Source organism: Geodermatophilus normandii, from assembly GCF_003182485.1.
GTDB lineage: Bacteria > Actinomycetota > Actinomycetes > Mycobacteriales > Geodermatophilaceae > Geodermatophilus > Geodermatophilus normandii.
The window spans coordinates 4,085,857-4,103,596 of sequence record NZ_QGTX01000001.1 but is presented as its reverse complement, the minus strand read 5'-3'; the positions used below and the strand labels follow the sequence as shown (position 1 = coordinate 4,103,596).

Annotated in this window: 16 protein-coding genes; 13 read left to right on the top strand and 3 right to left on the bottom strand. The window is 73.6% G+C overall.

What is annotated here, in order from left to right:
* The first annotated feature begins 59 nt into the window (after window positions 1-59).
* Complete coding sequence (locus JD79_RS19775) at window positions 60-473, top strand: hypothetical protein (protein WP_245900245.1); 414 nt, start codon at window positions 60-62, stop codon at window positions 471-473.
* Between the two features lie 132 nt (window positions 474-605).
* Window positions 606-1,274, top strand: a complete 669-nt coding sequence (locus JD79_RS19765; RefSeq protein WP_110006893.1) for a response regulator — start codon at window positions 606-608, stop codon at window positions 1,272-1,274.
* Window positions 1,275-1,283: 9 nt separating this feature from the next.
* On the opposite strand, the gene JD79_RS19760 is transcribed toward JD79_RS19765, so the two are convergent.
* The gene (locus JD79_RS19760; RefSeq protein ID WP_170149277.1) at window positions 1,284-2,063 is read right to left on the bottom strand and encodes a sensor histidine kinase; all 780 of its coding nucleotides are present in this window, start codon (window positions 2,061-2,063) and stop codon (window positions 1,284-1,286) included.
* A 231-nt stretch (window positions 2,064-2,294) separates the two neighbouring features.
* Here JD79_RS19760 and JD79_RS19755 point away from each other — a divergent pair, with 231 nt between their 5' ends.
* The 5 genes from JD79_RS19755 to JD79_RS19730 all read left to right on the top strand — a co-directional run bounded on the left by JD79_RS19755 (window position 2,295) and on the right by JD79_RS19730 (window position 7,388).
* Entirely contained in the window at window positions 2,295-3,830 is a 1,536-nt protein-coding gene (locus tag JD79_RS19755; RefSeq protein ID WP_110007904.1) for a DUF4389 domain-containing protein, read from the top strand.
* A gap of 223 nt (window positions 3,831-4,053) precedes the next feature.
* The gene (locus JD79_RS19750) at window positions 4,054-5,394 is read left to right on the top strand and encodes a dicarboxylate/amino acid:cation symporter (RefSeq protein WP_245900244.1); all 1,341 of its coding nucleotides are present in this window, start codon (window positions 4,054-4,056) and stop codon (window positions 5,392-5,394) included.
* A gap of 88 nt (window positions 5,395-5,482) precedes the next feature.
* On the top strand, window positions 5,483-5,725 hold the full coding sequence (locus JD79_RS23180; RefSeq protein ID WP_211308065.1) for a dihydrofolate reductase family protein: 243 nt from the start codon (window positions 5,483-5,485) through the stop codon (window positions 5,723-5,725).
* A 7-nt stretch (window positions 5,726-5,732) separates the two neighbouring features.
* Window positions 5,733-6,437, top strand: a complete 705-nt coding sequence (locus JD79_RS19740) for a CPBP family intramembrane glutamic endopeptidase (protein ID WP_245900243.1) — start codon at window positions 5,733-5,735, stop codon at window positions 6,435-6,437.
* A gap of 462 nt (window positions 6,438-6,899) precedes the next feature.
* Entirely contained in the window at window positions 6,900-7,388 is a 489-nt protein-coding gene (locus JD79_RS19730; protein ID WP_170149276.1) for a DUF1579 family protein, read from the top strand.
* 320 nt (window positions 7,389-7,708) lie between these two features.
* Here JD79_RS19730 and JD79_RS19725 read toward each other — a convergent pair whose 3' ends face one another.
* Entirely contained in the window at window positions 7,709-8,086 is a 378-nt protein-coding gene (locus tag JD79_RS19725; protein WP_110006892.1) for a hypothetical protein, read from the bottom strand.
* A gap of 1,043 nt (window positions 8,087-9,129) precedes the next feature.
* On the opposite strand from JD79_RS19725, the gene JD79_RS19720 reads away from it, so the two are divergent.
* The 6 genes from JD79_RS19720 to JD79_RS19695 all read left to right on the top strand — a co-directional run bounded on the left by JD79_RS19720 (window position 9,130) and on the right by JD79_RS19695 (window position 15,799).
* Window positions 9,130-11,841 carry a winged helix-turn-helix domain-containing protein gene (locus JD79_RS19720; protein ID WP_245900242.1) on the top strand — a complete coding sequence of 904 codons (2,712 nt, stop codon included), beginning with the start codon at window positions 9,130-9,132 and terminating at the stop codon, window positions 11,839-11,841.
* 110 nt (window positions 11,842-11,951) lie between these two features.
* Window positions 11,952-12,242: a hypothetical protein gene (locus JD79_RS19715; protein WP_110006890.1), complete on the top strand. Its 291-nt coding sequence runs from the start codon at window positions 11,952-11,954 to the stop codon at window positions 12,240-12,242.
* A complete protein-coding gene (locus tag JD79_RS19710) occupies window positions 12,239-12,985 on the top strand; it encodes a DUF4386 domain-containing protein (RefSeq protein ID WP_110006889.1) in 747 nt (248 codons plus the stop codon). The genes JD79_RS19715 and JD79_RS19710 overlap by 4 nt, the downstream gene beginning before the upstream one ends.
* On the top strand, window positions 12,982-14,010 hold the full coding sequence (locus tag JD79_RS19705; RefSeq protein WP_110006888.1) for an NAD(P)-dependent alcohol dehydrogenase: 1,029 nt from the start codon (window positions 12,982-12,984) through the stop codon (window positions 14,008-14,010). The genes JD79_RS19710 and JD79_RS19705 overlap by 4 nt, the downstream gene beginning before the upstream one ends.
* Window positions 14,007-14,948 carry an ABC transporter ATP-binding protein gene (locus JD79_RS19700; protein WP_110006887.1) on the top strand — a complete coding sequence of 314 codons (942 nt, stop codon included), beginning with the start codon at window positions 14,007-14,009 and terminating at the stop codon, window positions 14,946-14,948. Before JD79_RS19705 ends, JD79_RS19700 begins: the two co-directional genes overlap by 4 nt.
* Window positions 14,945-15,799 (top strand): ABC transporter permease subunit, encoded by an 855-nt coding sequence (locus tag JD79_RS19695; protein WP_110006886.1) that lies wholly within the window; start codon window positions 14,945-14,947, stop codon window positions 15,797-15,799. Before JD79_RS19700 ends, JD79_RS19695 begins: the two co-directional genes overlap by 4 nt.
* Before the next feature lie 441 nt (window positions 15,800-16,240).
* Here JD79_RS19695 and glnA read toward each other — a convergent pair whose 3' ends face one another.
* Window positions 16,241-17,677, bottom strand: coding sequence for a type I glutamate--ammonia ligase (glnA, locus tag JD79_RS19690; RefSeq protein WP_110006885.1), 1,437 nt, complete (start codon window positions 17,675-17,677; stop codon window positions 16,241-16,243).
* Window positions 17,678-17,740: the final 63 nt, after the last annotated feature.

The following is a 17,740-nucleotide window of genomic DNA, read 5'->3' as shown; positions in this document are numbered from 1 at the left end:
CGGGTGCCGACTCTGAGGGCACGTCCCGAGGTGATCGGGCCCGTCCGAGAGGAGACGTCGTGTCCGTGCCGTCCCCCGACCGCCGCTCCCGCCGTCTGACCGAGCTGCGCGCCGGCATGTCCGTCCTGACCAGTGCCGCCGCCGACCTCGGCGTCGGCAGCCAGCCCGACGTCCGGGTGCTGCCCGACGGCCGGCTGTGGCTCGACGAGCTGGACATGGCCGTCTCCGCGGCCGACGTCTACCAGGCCGCCCGCGGGCTGGTGGCCGCCCAGCTCGACGCCATCGCGCAGGTCACCGGCCGGCCGGTGGAGGACCACGCGCTGGCCTGGCTGGTCACCCTGCAGACCAACGAGGTCATGGTCGGCCTCCAGGACACCGCGGCCATCGACGACGCGGCCATCGACGACGCGGTCGACGACGACGCGGTCGACGACGACGCGGTCGACGACGACGTGGTCGACGACGCGGCCTGACGCCTCGCACCGGACCGGGACCTCCGACCCCGTGTGCCGGGCGGCCCCGGCGCCTAGCCTCCGACCCACGGGACGCCACCGGGCGGGCCGGTGGCCGGACGCCGCTGCGGCGGCGGGACGGAAGGGCGACCGGTGGAGACCGACCGGCGGACCCCCGCCACGCGCGTCTTCGTGCTCGACGACCACGAGGTCGTGCGGCGGGGTGTCGTCGCCGTCCTCGGGGCCGCTCCGGACCTGGCCGTCGTGGGCGAGGCCGGCACCGCGGCCGAGGCGCTGGCGCGGGTGCCGGCGCTGCGGCCCGACGTCGCCGTCGTCGACGTCCGGCTCCCCGACGGCGACGGCATCACGGTCGGCCGCGAGCTGCGCTCCCGCGTGCCCGGTCTCGCGCTGGTCGTGCTCACCAGCTACAGCGACGACGAGGCACTGGTCGACGCGATCCTCGCCGGCGCCTCGGGCTACCTGCTGAAGCAGGTCCTCGGCGCGGACCTCGTCGCGGGCGTCCGCACCGTCGCCGCCGGCGGGTCGCTGCTGGACCCCGCGGCGACGGCGGCGGTCTTCGCGCGGCTGCGCCGGACCATCGAGCCGACGGGGCCGGTGAGCCGGCTGTCCGCGCAGGAGCGGACCGTCCTGCAGCTGATCGGGGAGGGGCTGACCAACCGGCAGATCGGCCAGCGGATGTTCCTCGCCGAGAAGACGGTGAAGAACCACGTCTCGCACCTGCTGGCCAAGCTCGGCCTCCAGCGGCGGACCCAGGCGGCCGTCCTCGCGACGGAGATCCGCACGGGGTCCCTGCCGCCCTGAGGCCCACGGTCAGCCCAGCGGCGCCCACCAGCGCAGGCAGGTGCCGCCACCGGGCCGGCGGGTGACCGTGAGCCCGCCCCCGCGCCGCTGCGCCCGCTCGGCCAGGTCGCGCAGCCCGCTGCGGGCGGCCCGGGGGTCGATGCCGTGACCGTCGTCGGCGACCTCGAGCACCACCTCGCTGGTCACGTCGAGGGTGACGGTGACGTGCCGCCCTCCGGCGTGGCGGACGCAGTTGCTCACCGCCTCGCGCGCGACCGCCTCGACATCGGCGGCCAGCGACCCGACGACCAGGTCGTCGACGACCCCGGACACGCGCACGGTCGACGACAGCGCACCGGCCGTCGCCGTGACGACGTCGAGCAGCCGGCGGCGCAGGCCACCGCCCGCGGCGTCGCGGGTGTGCAGGTCGAAGATCGTCGTCCGCAGGTCGTGGACCGCCCCGTCCAGCTGCTCGACGACCTCGGCGATCCGGCGGCGGGCCGCCGGGTCGGCCACCCGGGGGAGCACCGACTGCAGGGACAGGCACGCGGCGAAGACCTGCTGGACGACGTGGTCGTGCAGGTCCCGCGCGATGCGGTCGCGGTCGGCGGAGACGGCGAGCTGCTCCGGGGAGGGCGTCGGGTCGCCGGGCGGGACCGGGCCGGGTGCGGGGGCCGTGTTGAGCAGGGCGTCGAGCAGGTCGGCGACCCGCTCCTGGCTGCGGTGGACGTCGGCCAGGCGCTCGCGCACCTCGTCGAGCACGACGTCGCCGGCGGCGCGCGGGACCGGCACGACCCGGGACTCGGTCACGGCCACCTCCTCCCGGCGAACCCCGCTGCCCCCAGCCTGACACCGGACGCGGCGGCCGGGAACCCACCGTCGGCGCGCCGTGTCCCCGGCCGCGGGCGGGGCGGAGGTCCCGGTCGGCCCGGGTCGTTGGTCGGTGTCCCGCACCAGGGGGCGCGAGCACCGTCGGGGAGGTCCGCCGGCGACCCGGGACGACCGGTCGCGGACCCCGCGCGGCGGGGGAGGGGGAGCCCCGTGACCGAGATCCGGCCGTCCCACCCGGTGCGGGTGGACGGTGTGCTCGACGCCCCGCTGTCCCGCTGGCTGTGGCTGCTCAAGTGGCTGCTGCTGCTGCCGCACGTCGTCGTGCTCGTGTTCCTGTGGCTGGCCTGGATCGGGTGCACCGTCGCGGCGTTCGTCGCGGTCCTCGTCACCGGGCGGTACCCGCGGCCGCTCTTCGACTTCTCCGTCGGGGTGCTGCGCTGGACGTGGCGCGTGCAGTACTACGGCTACAGCGCCCTGGGCACCGACCGGTACCCGCCGTTCACGCTCGCGGAGGTCCCGGGGTACCCGGCCTCCTTCTCCGTCTCGTACCCGGAGCGGATGTCGCGGGGCCTGGTGCTGGTCAAGTGGCTGCTCGCCCTGCCGCACTACCTCGTGGTCGCGCTGTTCATCGGCGGGGGCGTCTGGGTGGGGACCACCGGCTGGGGCGATGGCTGGGGTGATGGCTGGGACGAGGGCTGGGCGTTCGGCGGGCTGGTGTCCCTGCTCGTCGTCATCGCGGCCGTGGTGCTGCTGGTGACCGGCCGCTATCCCCAGCCGCTGTTCGACCTCGTCCTGGGGATGGACCGCTGGGTCCTGCGCGTGGCCGCCTACACCGGCCTGCTCACCGACGCCTACCCGCCGTTCCGGCTCGACCTCGGCGGCACCGACCCCGGCTCGGGGCGCGCCGTGCCCACCTCCGCCGGCGCGGACCCGGTGCTCACCGGGACGACGGCGGGGGCCGCACCGGCGGGCCCGCGCCCGGCGCCCGGCCGGTGGACGGCCGGCCGGGTGACCGCCGTCGTCGTGGGTGCGCTGCTGCTGGCCGCGTCCACGGGGCCGATCGTCGCCGGCGGTGCGCTGCTCTGGGCCGACACCACCCAGCGCGAGGACGGCCTGCTGTGGTCGGCCGACGCCGACGTCACCAGCGACCGGTACGCCGTCACCACCGGGGACCTCGCGCTCGGCGGGGAGGGGCTGGACTGGGTCGTCGACGACCTGCTGGGCACCGTCCGGCTGCAGGCGGCCCCGGCCGATCCGGACGACGAGTTGTTCGTCGGCGTCGGCCGCACCGCCGACGTGGCCCGCTACCTCGACGGCGTCGGGCACGCCGTGCTGGACGAGATCGGCGGCGACGGCGTCCCGTCCGACACGGTGACCACCCGCGACGTCCCCGGCGAGGCCCCCGCCGTGGAGCCCGGCGAGGCGGGGATCTGGGTGGCCTCGGCGTCCGGTGCCGGCACCCGCGACCTGGACTGGCGTCCGGGCGACGGCGACTGGACGCTCGTCCTCATGCGTGCCGACGGCGCGGCCGGCGTGTCCGCCGAGGTCGCGGTGGCGGCTCCGGTGCCGGGCCTGACCTGGCTCTCGGTCGCGCTGCTGCTCGCCGGCGCGGCGCTGGCCGCCGGGGGCACGGCGCTGGTGGTCCTGGGCGCCCACCGGACGGCCGCGACCCCGCCCGCGCCGGGTGGGGTCCGGATCCCCGGACCGCGCCCGGCGCCCCGCGACAGCACCCCGGTACGGCGCTGACGCGGCCCGCGCGGTGCCCGGGTGGCCGGGCACCGCGCGGGACCGGGGTGAGAACGGGCACAGCGGGGATGCGCCGGCGACGGCGCCGCATTGACCTCCACCGTGGAGAACGTCTGGGGGCTCACGCGGCGCCGTGAGCTGGACTTCGGCCGGGTGACGACCGCGGGCTGTCGTGAGGACACCGCTCGTCGTCCGTCCTGAGTCCTCCCCGAAAGGCCCCTCCGTGCTCGTCCGTCTCCGCCGCGTCCCGTTCGCGGCGCAGGTCCTCCTCGCCCTCGTCGTCGGCGTCGCGCTCGGCCTCGTGGCCCGCGACCTCGGTCCCGTCGCCGACGGGACGCCGAACTGGCTCACCAGCACCCTGCAGACCATCGGCGGCACCTTCGTCACGCTGCTCAAGGTCCTGGTCCCGCCGCTGGTCGTCACCGCGGTGATCGTCAGCATCGCCAACCTCCGGCAGGTCTCCAACGCCGCCCGGCTGGCCGGACAGACCCTGCTGTGGTTCGCGATCACCGCGTTGATCGCGGTCTCCATCGGCATCGGCCTGGGCCTGCTCACCCAGCCCGGCCGCAACAGCTCCGTCGACGCCGCCGCCCAGGCCGTGCCGGAGTCGACCGGCTCCTGGTGGGACTTCCTCACCGGCCTGGTCCCGCAGAACATCCTCGGCCTGCAGGGCTCACCGGACGGCTCCCTGTCGTTCAACGTCCTGCAGCTCATCGTGCTGTCGGTCGCGATCGGCGTCGCGGTGCTCAAGGTCGGCGAGCCGGCCGAGCCGTTCCTCGGTCTGGTCCGGTCCGCGCTGGCCGTCGTCCAGAAGGTGCTGTGGTGGGTCATCCTGCTGGCCCCGCTGGGCACCGTCGGCCTCATCGGCAACGCCGTCGCCACCTACGGGTGGGACTCCCTCGGCTCGCTGGGCGTCTTCGCCGGCTCGGTCTACGTCGGGCTCGCGCTGGTGCTGTTCGTCGTCTACCCGGTGCTGCTGCGCCTGCACGGCCTCTCGCCGCTGCGGTGGTTCGCGGGTGCCTGGCCGGCGATCCAGCTGGCCTTCGTCTCGCGGTCCTCGATCGGCACCCTGCCGGTGACCGAGCGGGTCACCGAGCAGAGCCTGGGCGTGCCGCGGTCCTACGCCTCCTTCGCCGTCCCGCTCGGGGCGACGACGAAGATGGACGGCTGCGCGGCGATCTACCCGGCGCTCGCGGCGATCTTCGTGGCGCAGTTCTTCGACGTGCCGCTGTCGGTGACCGACTACCTGCTCATCGCGCTGGTGTCCGTGGTCGGCTCGGCTGCCACCGCCGGCGTCACCGGCGCGGTGGTCATGCTGACGCTCACCCTGTCCACGCTGGGCCTGCCGCTGGCCGGCGTCGGCCTGCTGCTGGCGATCGACCCGATCCTCGACATGGGCCGCACCGCGGTGAACGTCGCCGGCCAGGCGCTGGTCCCGACGATCGTCGCCAAGCGCGAGGGCATCCTCGACCTCGAGCGGTTCCGCTCGGGCCGCGCGTCCGCGCCGGTCGCCGCCGAGACCGGCGGGGTCGACGCCGACCTGCGGCAGCCCGCGGCCGTCTGACCCCGGCTCGTCCCGCCGCGGGCCGGTGACCTCCCCGCGGAGGTCACCGGCCCGCGGCCGGTTGCGCGCCGTGCCGGAGGACGGGAGCGTGTCGGCCGTGCGCGCGTTCGAGGCGGGATCCGGCCTCCACGTCCACCTCGCACGCGGCGGTCAGCTGGCCGGTCAGCTGCTCGGCGAGATCGACCGGCTGGTCGTCGAGCAGTACCCCGTCGTCGCCGGGGCCGGCCGGCCCGCCCTCGGCGCGCACGTCGCACCCACCGGCTTCGTCCTGGACGGCGTGCGGACCTCCCCCGGCGGCCCCGCCGTCCTCACCTGCTCCCGGCAGCGCTGACGGGCCCGTGTCCGCCCGCGGCTCCGACGTCCGGTGGGCCGCGGGCCTGGTCCTCCTGCTCGCGGCGTGGAACGACCTCGTGGTGCCGCGGCTGCCGCGGCGCGCGTACGTGCCGGTGAACGCCACCGCCACCGCGGCACTGCTGGCGGCCGCCCGTGCCCGGGGCGCCTCCTGGGACGAGCTGGGCCTGGACCCCCGGCGGCTGCGCTCCGGCGCGCGCCACGGCGGGGCCTGCGCCGCCGTGGTCGGCGCCGGGTACGCGGTCGCGCTCGCCGTCCCCGCCGTCCGGCCGCTGCTCGCCGACGCGCGGGTCACCGGGCTGGACCGGTGGGAGCTGGCGTGGCGGGTGCTGGTGCGAATCCCGGTCGGCACCGTGGTGTGGGAGGAGGTCGCCTTCCGCGGCGTCCTGCCGCCGGCGCTGCACCGCGTGCTGCCCTCGCGGGCGGCGGATGCCGCGGCGGCGGGGCTGTTCGGGCTCTGGCACGTCGCGCCGACGCTCGAGGGGCTCGCGCTCAACGGGGTGGGGACGACGCCGGCGCGCCGGACCGGCACGGTCGCCGCGGCCTGCCTGGCCACTGCGGGCGTCGACGTCCTGTTCACCCGGCTCCGCCGGCGCAGCGGCAGCCTGCTGGCACCGGTGCTGCTCCACCTGGCCGCCAACGACCTCGGGGCCGTCGCCGCAGCGGCCGCCGGCCGCGGTGGTCCCGAGTAGCCGCCGACCGGAGCACTCGCCGAGGGGGTGGGCAGCCGGTCGGGGCAACGCGCCCTCACCGCACCCGTCGTCGAGCTGCCGGTGGGTGCTCCCGCGCCAGGTGCTCCCGGCGCGAGCCGCAGGCGGTCCATCGCCCGGCAGTGCCTGGACCTGGGGTCGCTCGACGAGGTGGCCGTGGGCCTGGTCCCCGTCGTGATGGGGGAGGGCGACCGCCCCTCCTCCGGCAGGCTGTCGTCCCCGGACGTCCCGCTCGGCAATTCCGACGGTCTGCGTGCCGGGCGACAGGCTCACCCTCCTGGTGTTCCCGGTGCTGCGGTGACCCGGCACCCGACTGCCGTCCGCACCGCGCCGAGCGGTGTGCCCGAGGAACCCGTTGCCGGACGGACCCGGACCGATCAGTTCTCGGCTCTCCGCGGGTCCGAGACCGTGACGACCCTGCCCCGCTCGTCCAGGAGGTCCACCGTGACGACCGACCCCGACCCCACCGAACAGGCGAGCGGGCCCCGGGCCCCGAATCCCCACCCGCAGCTGCGCCGGCTCCACGGGCTGGAGGGCACGTGGCGGCTGGAGGGCCACGACCTCGACGGCAGCGCGCCGTTCACCGGCACGGTGACACGGCGCTGGCTGCCGGGCGGCCACTTCCTCGTGCAGCGGATGAGGATCGACGGGAAGGAGCAGGAGGGCGCCGAGTACATCGGCTACGACCACGCACAGGAGACGCTGCGGTCGATGTTCTTCAGCGACGAGGGACCGGGTCCGTTCTGCTCGTTCGCGCTCGAGTACTTCTGGCGGATCGAGGGCGACGACCTCACGATCTGGCACGGGGCCCAGGACTCCCCGGCGCGGTTCCGCGGCACCATCGACCGCACCGCCGGAACCGTCAGGGGCCGGTGGGAGTGGCCGGGCGGCGGCTACGAGGCCACCGAGACCCGCCTCGACGAGGACGAGTAGGCCCCGTGCTCCACCCCGATCGACCGCACGATCCGGAGGAGCACGAGGCGAGCCGGTGACCTGCCTGCGCGGCGGGACTGCTCTCGATCTGCTCTCAGCAGGGCGGCTGGATGCCGTTGCCGATCAACGGTCGTCAACCGCGAAGCCGCAGGTCGAGCCGAAGATCAGTTCTCAGTCAACGCAAGACAGGGAACGGCACGATGGCGCGATGTCCTACTACATCCGATCCAGATCCGGGAGGGGCCGGTGACCTGGGACCAGGCCCTCGTGGGCGGCCTGTCGGCCACCATCCCCGCGGGTTCGCTGTTCTGCTCAGCGACTCACGCTGGCGGTGGGAAATGACAGGTCATCGTCACCCGGCCGCTGGCCGTGACGACGATGTGGCCTTGGACGACGTCCGTGTCGCTGTGACAGGGCACCCAGGCCTGGTAGGTCTTCGCCGGCGGTGAGATCCCCTCGGGCAGTTGGCCGAAGCAGGTGACGTTGAGGCCTCCTCGCGGCGTGAGGACGACCGTGGAGTTCTCGATCCCGACCTCCGGCACGGGCAGGAACGGGAGGTTGCCGGCTTCGGTGTAGCAGTCCACCACCTGCCGGTTGCGGATGACCACCGCTGCCGCCTGCGCTGTGGCGGGCACTGCGGTCGCCAGTACGACCCCGACACCGCCGATGACCGTGGCCCTGACCAGTCGATTCGTCATCTCATCCTCCTGCGATGGGTGTGGGAAGGGTTCACAGAAGCCCGTCATGCCGGCGGGAAGTGGTACTGCAGGGACATGCGTCCGCTGGTTGTGATGACGACACGCCCCTCGACGGTTGGTCGGGGAGAGCAACTGTCGACCCCGCGCAGCCTGTGACCCAGAGCACAAGTGCCCTGCCCGTGGGGACCACCTCGGTGAGCAGTGCTGGGGAGCGGTCCCGGGTCGTTCCCGGCGCCCTCCGGACACCACAGCGCCCGGACCTGCCGCCCTGGGTGGGCCGTTCGGGGACACCGGTGGCGCCCTGCTGGCAGCGGGGTGTCGCCGGCTGAGTGGGTGCTCGCCGACCGGCGCTCGACGGTCCTCGAGACGTCGCTGAGAGCGACAGCTGGCGCGGCGAGATCGCGGTCACGGACGCGCCCGTCGTCGGGCCTGTGTCGCCGACTCGTGGAGCGACCGCGCCCGGTCCCGACAGGTGGGGGTGGCCGGTACACGGACCAGGACGCGGCGCTCGACCACCTCGACCGGTGACCGGCCCGACGCCGCCGCGCGGGCTTGCTCCCACGCCGGGCGTCTGCAGCTGCCCGAGCACCACTTCGGGATGGGTCCTCGGGACCGCGGCGTGACCGAGCCGCCGCACCAGGCGCACGACACCGCCGCCGCCCGCCGCGCCCCGCCCTCGGGGGGGCGCGCTCGCCGGCGGAACGGCCCGAACGGAGGAGTCCGACCGGTCGGGTGCGGCGTGTCCCGGCCGGTCACGACACGACCCTCGGTCCCGGTGAGGCCGCCGAGTCAGACACCGGGGTGCCGCACTGGTGCGGACCGGCCGGGACCGGGTGCTGTAGGTGCTCGGTCTGTCCGGCAGGTGCGGGGAGCGCACCCGTGTCCGTGCCGCACCATGCCGCGAGGCCGTCGGCACGTGACGGGGTGGAAGGCCGTCGACACTGCCGGACCGCGCTGCCAGGATGCGTCACCTGGGCCGACGGTGTTGCCGGTGGACTGAGTCGTCGACGCCGGGGCTCGGCCCCGCGAGGGTGGTGGTCGGATTGGAACCCCTGCTCAGCACCAAGCTGCACGCTCCTCGGCGGCGGCGCGGTGTGGTGGCGCGTGCCCGGTTGACCGAGCGCCTCGACCGCGGGGACGAGGCGGTCCTGACGTTGATCTCGGCTCCCGCCGGGTTCGGGAAGACGACACTGGTGACCGAGTGGCTCGCCGTCGCAGCCCCCGGTCGGTCGATCGCATGGCTCTCGCTCGACGAGCGGGACAACGACCCGGTCGTCTTCTGGACCTATCTGGTCTCCGCCTTGCAGACCGCGGTCGACAGGGTCGGCAACGGAGCTCTGGCGGTTCTGCAGGAGCCCCACGCGGCGATGGACGAGGTGCTGGCCACCCTGGTCAACGAGCTGGATGCGGCCTCGGGCGACGTGGTGTTGGTCCTGGACGACTACCACGTCATCGCCACGCGGGAGGTGCACGACCGGCTGGCCTTCCTGCTGGAGCGCCTGCCCCCGAACGTCCACCTGGTGATCGCCACCCGTGCCGACCCTGCCTTGCCTCTGGCCCGACTGCGGGCACGCGGACAGCTGGTCGAGGTGCGTGCCGCCGACCTGCGCTTCACCGCGGACGAGGCGGCGGCCTACCTCAACGAGGCGATGGGGCTCGCCCTGCCCCCGGAGCACGTGGCGGCACTCGATGCCCGCACCGAGGGTTGGATCGCCGCGCTGCAACTGGCGGCCCTCTCGATGCAGGGGCGCGACGACCTCGCGGCCTTCATCGCCGGCTTCGCGGGCGACGACCGGTACATCGTCGACTACCTGGTCGAGGAGGTGCTGCAGCGGCAGCCCGAGGTCGTCCGGGACTTCCTCCTGTCGACGGCCGTCCTGAGCCGCCTCAGCGGCCCACTGTGCGACGTCGTCGTCGGCCGGGACGGCGGCGCGGCGATGCTCGAGGACTTGGACCGCGCGAACCTCTTCCTGGTGCCGCTCGACGACCGCCGCCACTGGTACCGCTACCACCACCTCTTCGCCGACGTGCTGCACGCGCGGCTGTTGGCCGAACAGCCCGAGCGTGTGCCCGTGCTGCACCGGCGGGCCAGCGAGTGGTGGGCCCGTGACGAGGAACCGGGTGAGGCGATCCGGCACGCGCTGGCCGGTGGGGACCCCGAACGTGCTGCCGAGCTGGTGGAGCTCGCCATGCCGGCGGCGCGGCAGAACCGCCAGGAGACCACGCTCCGCCACTGGTTCAAGCAGCTCCCCGAGCACGTGCTCCGGGACCGGCCGGTCCTCCGCGCGGGATACGCCGGCGCCATCCTCGTCCACGGGGAGGTGGACGGGGTGGAGGAGCACCTCCGTGATGCTGAACGGTGGCTGGAGGCCGTCGGCTCGCGTGAACCGGTCGGGGCGAGTGCGGACGAGGCCGTCGTCCGGGTGGTCCGGAGCCAGGTCGCCGTCTATCGCGCCGCCCAGGCTCGTCTGACCGGTGACCTGCAGGGGACCGTGACGCACGCGGAACGCGTCCTCGAACTCGCCGGGGACGACGAGCACCTGGTGCGCGGGTCCGCTGCAGGCCTGCTGGGACTGGCGCACTGGACCAGCGGTGACCTCGACGCCGCCCACCGGTGGTGGAACGAGTCCCGCGCGCAGTTGCACCGGGCAGGCCACCACTCCGACACCCTGGGCGTCTCGATCGCCCTGGCGGACATCGACCTCGCCCGTGGTCGGCTCCGGGACGCCCGCACCACCTACGAGGCCGGTCTGACGACCGCAGCTCGGCACGACCCGCGGGTGCTGCGTGGCGTGGCGGACATGCACGTGGGCCTGAGCGAGCTCTTCCTGGAGCGCAACGAACTCGAGGCGGCGCACGAACACCTGGCTCTCAGTGACCACCTGGGCGACGGCGCCGGACTGCCGCAGAACCGGCACCGCAGCAGGATCGCGATGGCGCGACTGCGCGCGGCAGAAGGGGACCCGGACGCCGCCGTCAGCCTGCTCGACGAGGCCGAGCGCCTGTACGTCGGCGACATGTTCCCCGACGTGCGGCCGATCCCCGCGGTGCGGGCGCGGATGTGGGTGGCACAGCACCGGGTCGGCGAGGCCCTCGGCTGGGCGCGCGAGCGGGGACTGTCGCCCGACGACGCGCTCTCCTACCTGCGCGAGTTCGAGCACGCCACCCTGGCCCGGATCCTGCTGGCCCAGCACGAGCACTCAGGCGACCCGACCTCCCTCGTCCAGGCGACCGGGCTGCTGGAGCGGCTGGTGGAGGCGGCCGGTGCAGGGCGACGCCGGGGAAGCGTCATCCAGCTCTCCGTGCACCTGGCTCTGGCCCGCCAGGCGGGCGGCGACGTCCCCGCTGCCCTCGCGTCACTGGACCGTGCGCTCACCCTCGCCGCCCCGGAGGGTCACGTGCGGGTCTTCCTCGACGAGGGGCAGGCGATGGCCTCGCTCCTCCGGACCCTCGAGACGGGCGGCGGCACCCACGCCCACGTCCGCCGGCTGCTCGACGCCGATCCTGCTCCTGATCGCGGACCGCTCGCCCAGCAGCACCTGATCGAACCGCTCAGCGGCCGGGAGTTGGAGGTCCTGCGCCTCCTCGGAACCGATCTGGACGGTCCCGGCATCGCCCGCGAGCTGTACCTCTCGCTCAACACGGTGCGCACCCACACCCGCAACGTCTACGCGAAGCTCGGCGTCAACAGCCGCCGGGCAGCGGTCCGCCGGGCCGGCGAGCTCGGTCTCCTGCCGCGCAGACCCCAGCGCTGATCTCGGGGACCGGGCTCCCCGCGGATCACCACCCGGATCACCAGGTGTGGTGATCCGGGCTCATCACCTCCGCTCCTAGCTTTCCCGCGTCGAAGGAGGCGGGAGCAGACATGAGCAGACCGACGACCGGTCGTCCGGACGTCCCCCCGCGCTACGAGATCCGGCTCGAGGGCCACCTCGACGCACGGTGGGCCGCCACGTTCGACGGGCTGTCCTTCCGCACCGAGCCCGATGGCACCACCATCCTGCGCGGCACGGTCCTCGACCAGGCCGCACTGCACGGTGTCCTGCAGCTGGTGCGGGACCTGGGTCTGCCGCTGCTGTCGCTCATCCGCCTCGACGCGGACCAGACGTACGGCTCCACCCCGACGCCCCATCAGCCCGAGAGGGACACGCCATGACCACCACCGCCTCCAGCAGGGCAGTGACCCGACCCCCGGCAGACCAGCTGCGGCGGACCTCGCTCGCCGCCGGGATCCTCTACCTGCTCACCTTCGTGTCCGTGCCGACCCTCGCGCTGTACCAGGACGCGCGCAACGACGCCGGCTTCGTCCTGGGTGCCGGCAGTGGCAACGGCGTGCTCCTCGCCGCGGGCACCGAGGTCGTCGTCGCTGTGACCTGCATCGGCACCGCCGTCGTGCTCTTCCCGGTGCTCAGGCGGCAGAGCGAGACCGCCGCCATCGGCTTCCTGGCCTCCCGCGTCACCGAAGGGGCCCTGATCATCGTCGGTGTCGTCACCGTGCTCACCCTGTCCACCCTGCGGACCGACGTCGCCGGCACCGCCGACGCGGACCCGGCCTCCCTCGTCACGGCCGGCCACGCGCTGAGTGCCGCCTACGGCTGGACGTTCCTGCTCTCTCAGAGTCTGATGCCCGTCTTCAACGCGCTGTTCCTGGGCTACGCGCTGTACCGGTCGGGGCTCGTGCCCCGCATCCTCCCCACCCTCGGGCTCATCGGCGCGCCGCTGTTGCTGGCCTCCGACGTCGCGATCTTCTCCGGCGTCTACGACCGTGCGGCGCCGATCGCCCTCCTCGCCGCGGCGCCCATCGCGGTCTGGGAGTTCTCGCTCGGCGTCTACCTGGTCGTCAGGGGTTTCCGGCCCTCCGCCGTCGCTGCCCTGTCGCCCGCGCGGGCCGTCCGATGAGGGCCGCGGTGTACCGCCGCTTCGGCGGACCGGACACCGTCGGCGTCGAGGAGATCCCACGGCCGTCGGTGGGGCCCGACGACGTCCTCATCCGGGTGCACGCGAGCACCGTCAGCGCCGCCGACCACCGCGCCCGCAGCCGCGAGGTGCCCCGCGGCCTCGGCCTGCTCGCCGCCACGGGCATCGGGCTGCTCCGTCCGAAGCGCCGGGTGCTGGGCATGGACGCCGCCGGAGTCGTCGAGGCGATCGGCCGCGACGTCACCCGCTTTGCTCCCGGCGACGAGGTGGTCGCGATGCTGGGGGCGGACTTCGGCGGGCACGCTGAGTACGCCCGCATCCGGTCCGACGGCGCCATCGCACTCAAGCCCCGGACCATGACGTTCGAGGACGCCGTCACCCTCGTCTTCGGCGGCCTCACCGCTCGCGGCTTCCTGCGGCAGGCGCATCTCGTCCCGGGAGCCACGGTGCTGGTGAACGGCGCCTCCGGTGCCGTCGGCACGGCGGTGGTGCAACTCGCCGAGTACGCCGGCGGGCGCGTGACCGCGGTGTGCAGCGGGCGCAACCGGGACCTGGTCACCTCCCTGGGCGCCGACCGGGTGATCGACCACACCACCGAGGACTTCACCGCCGAGCGGGCCGGTTACGACGTGATCGTCGACTGCGTCGGCAACGCCCCGTACGAGCGCGCCCGGCCCCTGCTCCGGCCCGGCGGCGCGCTGCTGCTGGTCATCGCCGACCTGCCCGCCATCCTGCGGGCACCGGTCCGCAGTCGGCGCAGCGGCCATCGGGTCACCGTTGATGGCGGAAAGCCCACCGCCGACGACCTGGCCTCCCTCGTCGCCCTCGCCGAGGCCGGCGCCTACCGGGCGGTCCGGGACCGCACCTTCGACCTCGCCGACGTCGTCGACGCGCACCGCTACGTCGACACCGGCCACAAGCGGGGCAACGTCGTCCTCCGCCTCACGGGTGGACCTGGATCAACGACATCGACCACCGAGCACCGCTCGCGAGAGGCAGCGTCATGATCGAGGCACGCGAGCTCACCAAGCGCTACGGCGACAAGACCGCCGTCGACGGCATCGACTTCACCATCGCCCCCGGCTCGGTCACCGGCTTCCTCGGACCGAACGGCGCCGGCAAGTCCACCACCATGCGGATGATCATGGGACTGGACCGGCCCACCTCGGGGTCCGTCACCGTCAACGGCAAGCCCTATGCCGCCCACCGCTCCCCACTCAGCGAGGCCGGCGCACTGCTGGACGCCAAGGCCGTGCACCCCGGCCGCAGTGCCCGCTCCCACCTGCGCACCATGGCCGCCACCCACAACATCCCCGGCTCGCGGGTGGACGAGGTCATCGAGATGACCGGCCTGGCCACCGTCGCCGGGAGGCGGGTCGGTGGCTTCTCCCTCGGCATGGGACAGCGCCTCGGTATCGCGTCGGCGATGCTGGCGGACCCGCGGACGTTGATCCTCGACGAGCCGGTCAACGGACTGGATCCCGAGGGCGTGCAGTGGGTGCGCCGGCTCGTGCGCTCCCTCGCCGACGAAGGACGGACGGTGTTCCTGTCCTCCCACCTCATGAGCGAGATGGCGCAGACCGCCGACCAGCTCCTGGTCATCGGCCGGGGCCGGATCATCGCCAGCGGCCCGGTGCAGGAGGTCATCGACTCCGTGTCGGCTGCCGCCGTCCGCGTGCGCAGTCCACGCGCCGGCGAGCTGGCGGAACTCGCCCGGGCCGACGGTGTCACTGTCAGCTCACCGGAGCCGGGGACGCTCGACCTGCGAGGCGTCGACGCCGCGGACGTCGGGGAGATCGCCTGCGCCCACGGCATCGCGCTGCACGAGCTCAGCCCCCGCAGCGCCACCCTCGAGGAGGCCTACATGAGCCTCACCCAGGACGCGGTCGAGTACCGCTCCGACCTGACCGCCACCCCGTCTGCCCCGAAGGGGGAGCACCGATGAGCACGACCGTCGCCGTCGCCGCACCCGTGCCGGCCGTCCGCGCCGCCGTTCCCGCCAGGCCGACCTTCCGCGGGGTCCTCCGCGGCGAACTCGTCAAACTGCTCTCCCTGCGGTCGACCTGGTGGACGCTCGCCGCGACCGCCCTCCTCATGACCGGCGTCTCGCTGGCCGTGGCCGCCTCCCTCGACGCCACGGCCACCGACCCCACGACGGCACCCGGACTCGCGGCCCTGTCCGGTGCCGAGGTCGTCTCCGGCGGCTTCCAACTCGGCATGCTGACCATCGCGGTGCTGGGCACTCTGTCGATGACCGGGGAGTACACCACCGGGACGATCCGCTCGACGCTGGCGGCCGTGCCCACCCGGGTGCCGGTGCTGGCCGCGAAGGCGATCGCGGTGTCCGTGACCACCGCCGCCGTCGCGGCGCTGGGCATCGTCCTCTCCTACGCCGCGACGATGCCGCTGCTGTCCGAGCGCGACATGGTCCCCGCACTCGACGAGGCCCGGACCTGGCAGGTGTTCGGGGGCACCGTCTACTTCCTCATCGCCGCGGCGCTGTTCGCACTCGGCGTGGGAACGCTCCTGCGTTCCAGCGCAGGAGCCATCACAGTGGCGCTGTCCGTCCTGCTGCTGCTGCCGACGGTGCTGGTCTTCATCGCCCTGGACTGGGTCGAGGTGATCGTCGACTACCTGCCGCTGCCGGCTTCCGGAGCCTTCCTCGGTGGCGGTGAGGACTCCCTCTCGGCCGTCGGCGACGAACTCTCTCCAGTGACCGGCATCCTGGTCGTCGCCGCCTACGCCCTCGTGCCGCTGGTGGCGGGAGCGGTGACGCTCCGTCGGCGCGACGCCTGAGGTCGACGTCGAGGTCCGCGCTCACGGCGACTGCGCCCGGCGCGGACCCCGGGTGCCGATCGGCGCCGCCACCGCCCTGCAGCGGGAGTTCCGGGCGGAAGGGCGTCGGCCTCCCGGAGGACTCCCGGTTCCACGACCTGCGGCACTCCTACGCCTCGCTGCTCATCTACGCCTCGCTGCTCATCTACGCCTCGCTGCTCATCGCCTCGGGGCCGGACGTGGAGACCGTGCGGCGCCGGCTCGGGCACGGCTCGGCCACCACGACGTTGGACACCTACGGACACCTGTGGCCCGACCGGGACGAGGCGACCCGGACCGTCGTCGGATCGGTGCTCCGCTCGCGCTCGGCCACCGAAGATCGTCTGCGCTGAGAGCAGATCGAGAACACGAGAGGGGCCGGTGACCTGCCTGCGCAGGTCACCGGCCCCTCTCGGATCCGGATCAGATGTCGTAGTACATCGCGAACTCGTGCGGGTGCGGGCGGAGGCGGATCGGGTCGATCTCGTTCTCCCGCTTGTACTCGATCCACGTCTCGATCAGGTCGGGGGTGAACACCCCACCGTCGACGAGGTACTCGTGGTCGACCTCGAGCCGGTCGAGGACCGCGTCCAGCGACGCGGGCACCTTGTCGATGCCCATGGCCTCCTCGGGCGGCAGCTCGTAGAGGTCCTTGTCCACCGGCGCGGGCGGCTCGATCTTGTTCTTGATGCCGTCGAGGCCGGCCATCAGCATCGCCGAGAAGGCGAGGTAGGGGTTGGCCGACGGGTCGGGCACGCGGAACTCGATGCGCTTGGCCTTCGGGTTGTCGCCCGAGATCGGGATGCGGCAGCAGGCCGAGCGGTTGCGGGCCGAGTACACGAGGTTGATCGGGGCCTCGTAGCCGGGCACCAGGCGGTGGTAGCTGTTGACCGTCGGGTTGGTGAAGGCCAGCAGCGACGGCGCGTGGGCCAGCAGGCCGCCGATGTAGTGGCGGGCGGTGTCGGACAGGCCCGCGTACCCGGTCTCGGCGTGGAAGAGCGGCTCGCCGTCCCGCCAGAGGCTCTGGTGGCAGTGCATGCCCGAGCCGTTGTCGCCGAACAGCGGCTTGGGCATGAAGGTCGCGGTCTTGCCGTGCGCCCAGGCGGTGTTCTTGATGACGTACTTGAACAGCATCAGGCTGTCGGCCGACCGCAGCAGCGTGTCGAACTTGTAGTTGATCTCGGCCTGGCCGCCGGTGCCGACCTCGTGGTGGCCGCGCTCGAGCTCGAGGCCCACGCCGGCGAGGTTCTTCATCATGTCGGCGCGCAGGTCGCTCTGCTGGTCGTAGGGCTCGACCGGGAAGTAGCCGCCCTTCATCCGCGCCTTGTAGCCGCGGTTGGGGCCGACGCCGTGCTCGCCGGTCAGCGAGCCGGTGTTCCAGGAGCCCTCGACCGAGTCGAGGTGGTAGTAGCCCTCGTTGATGCCCGTGTCGTACCGGACCGAGTCGAAGACGTAGAACTCCGCCTCCGGCCCGAAGTAGGCGGTGTCGGCGATGCCGCTGCTGGCGAGGTACGCCTCGGCCTTCTTGGCCACGTTGCGCGGGTCACGGCTGTAGGCCTCGCGCGTGATCGGGTCGTGGATGAAGAAGTTCACGTTCAGCGTCTTGTGCTTGCGGAACGGGTCGAGGAAGGCGCTGTTGGCGTCGGGCAGCAGCAGCATGTCCGACTCGTTGATCGCCTGGAAGCCGCGGATCGACGAGCCGTCGAAGCCGAGGCCGTCGGAGAAGGTGTCCTCGCCGAACGTCGACGCCGGGATGGTGAAGTGCTGCATGACGCCGGGCAGGTCGCAGAAGCGGACGTCGACGAACTCGACGTCGTTGTCGCGGATGTAGGCGGCGACCTCGTCGGGACTGGTGAACATCGATCCTCCGGGAGTGGGCGGACAGCCGGCTGCGAACCTATGGCCGGGGGGTTGCCCCGGGGT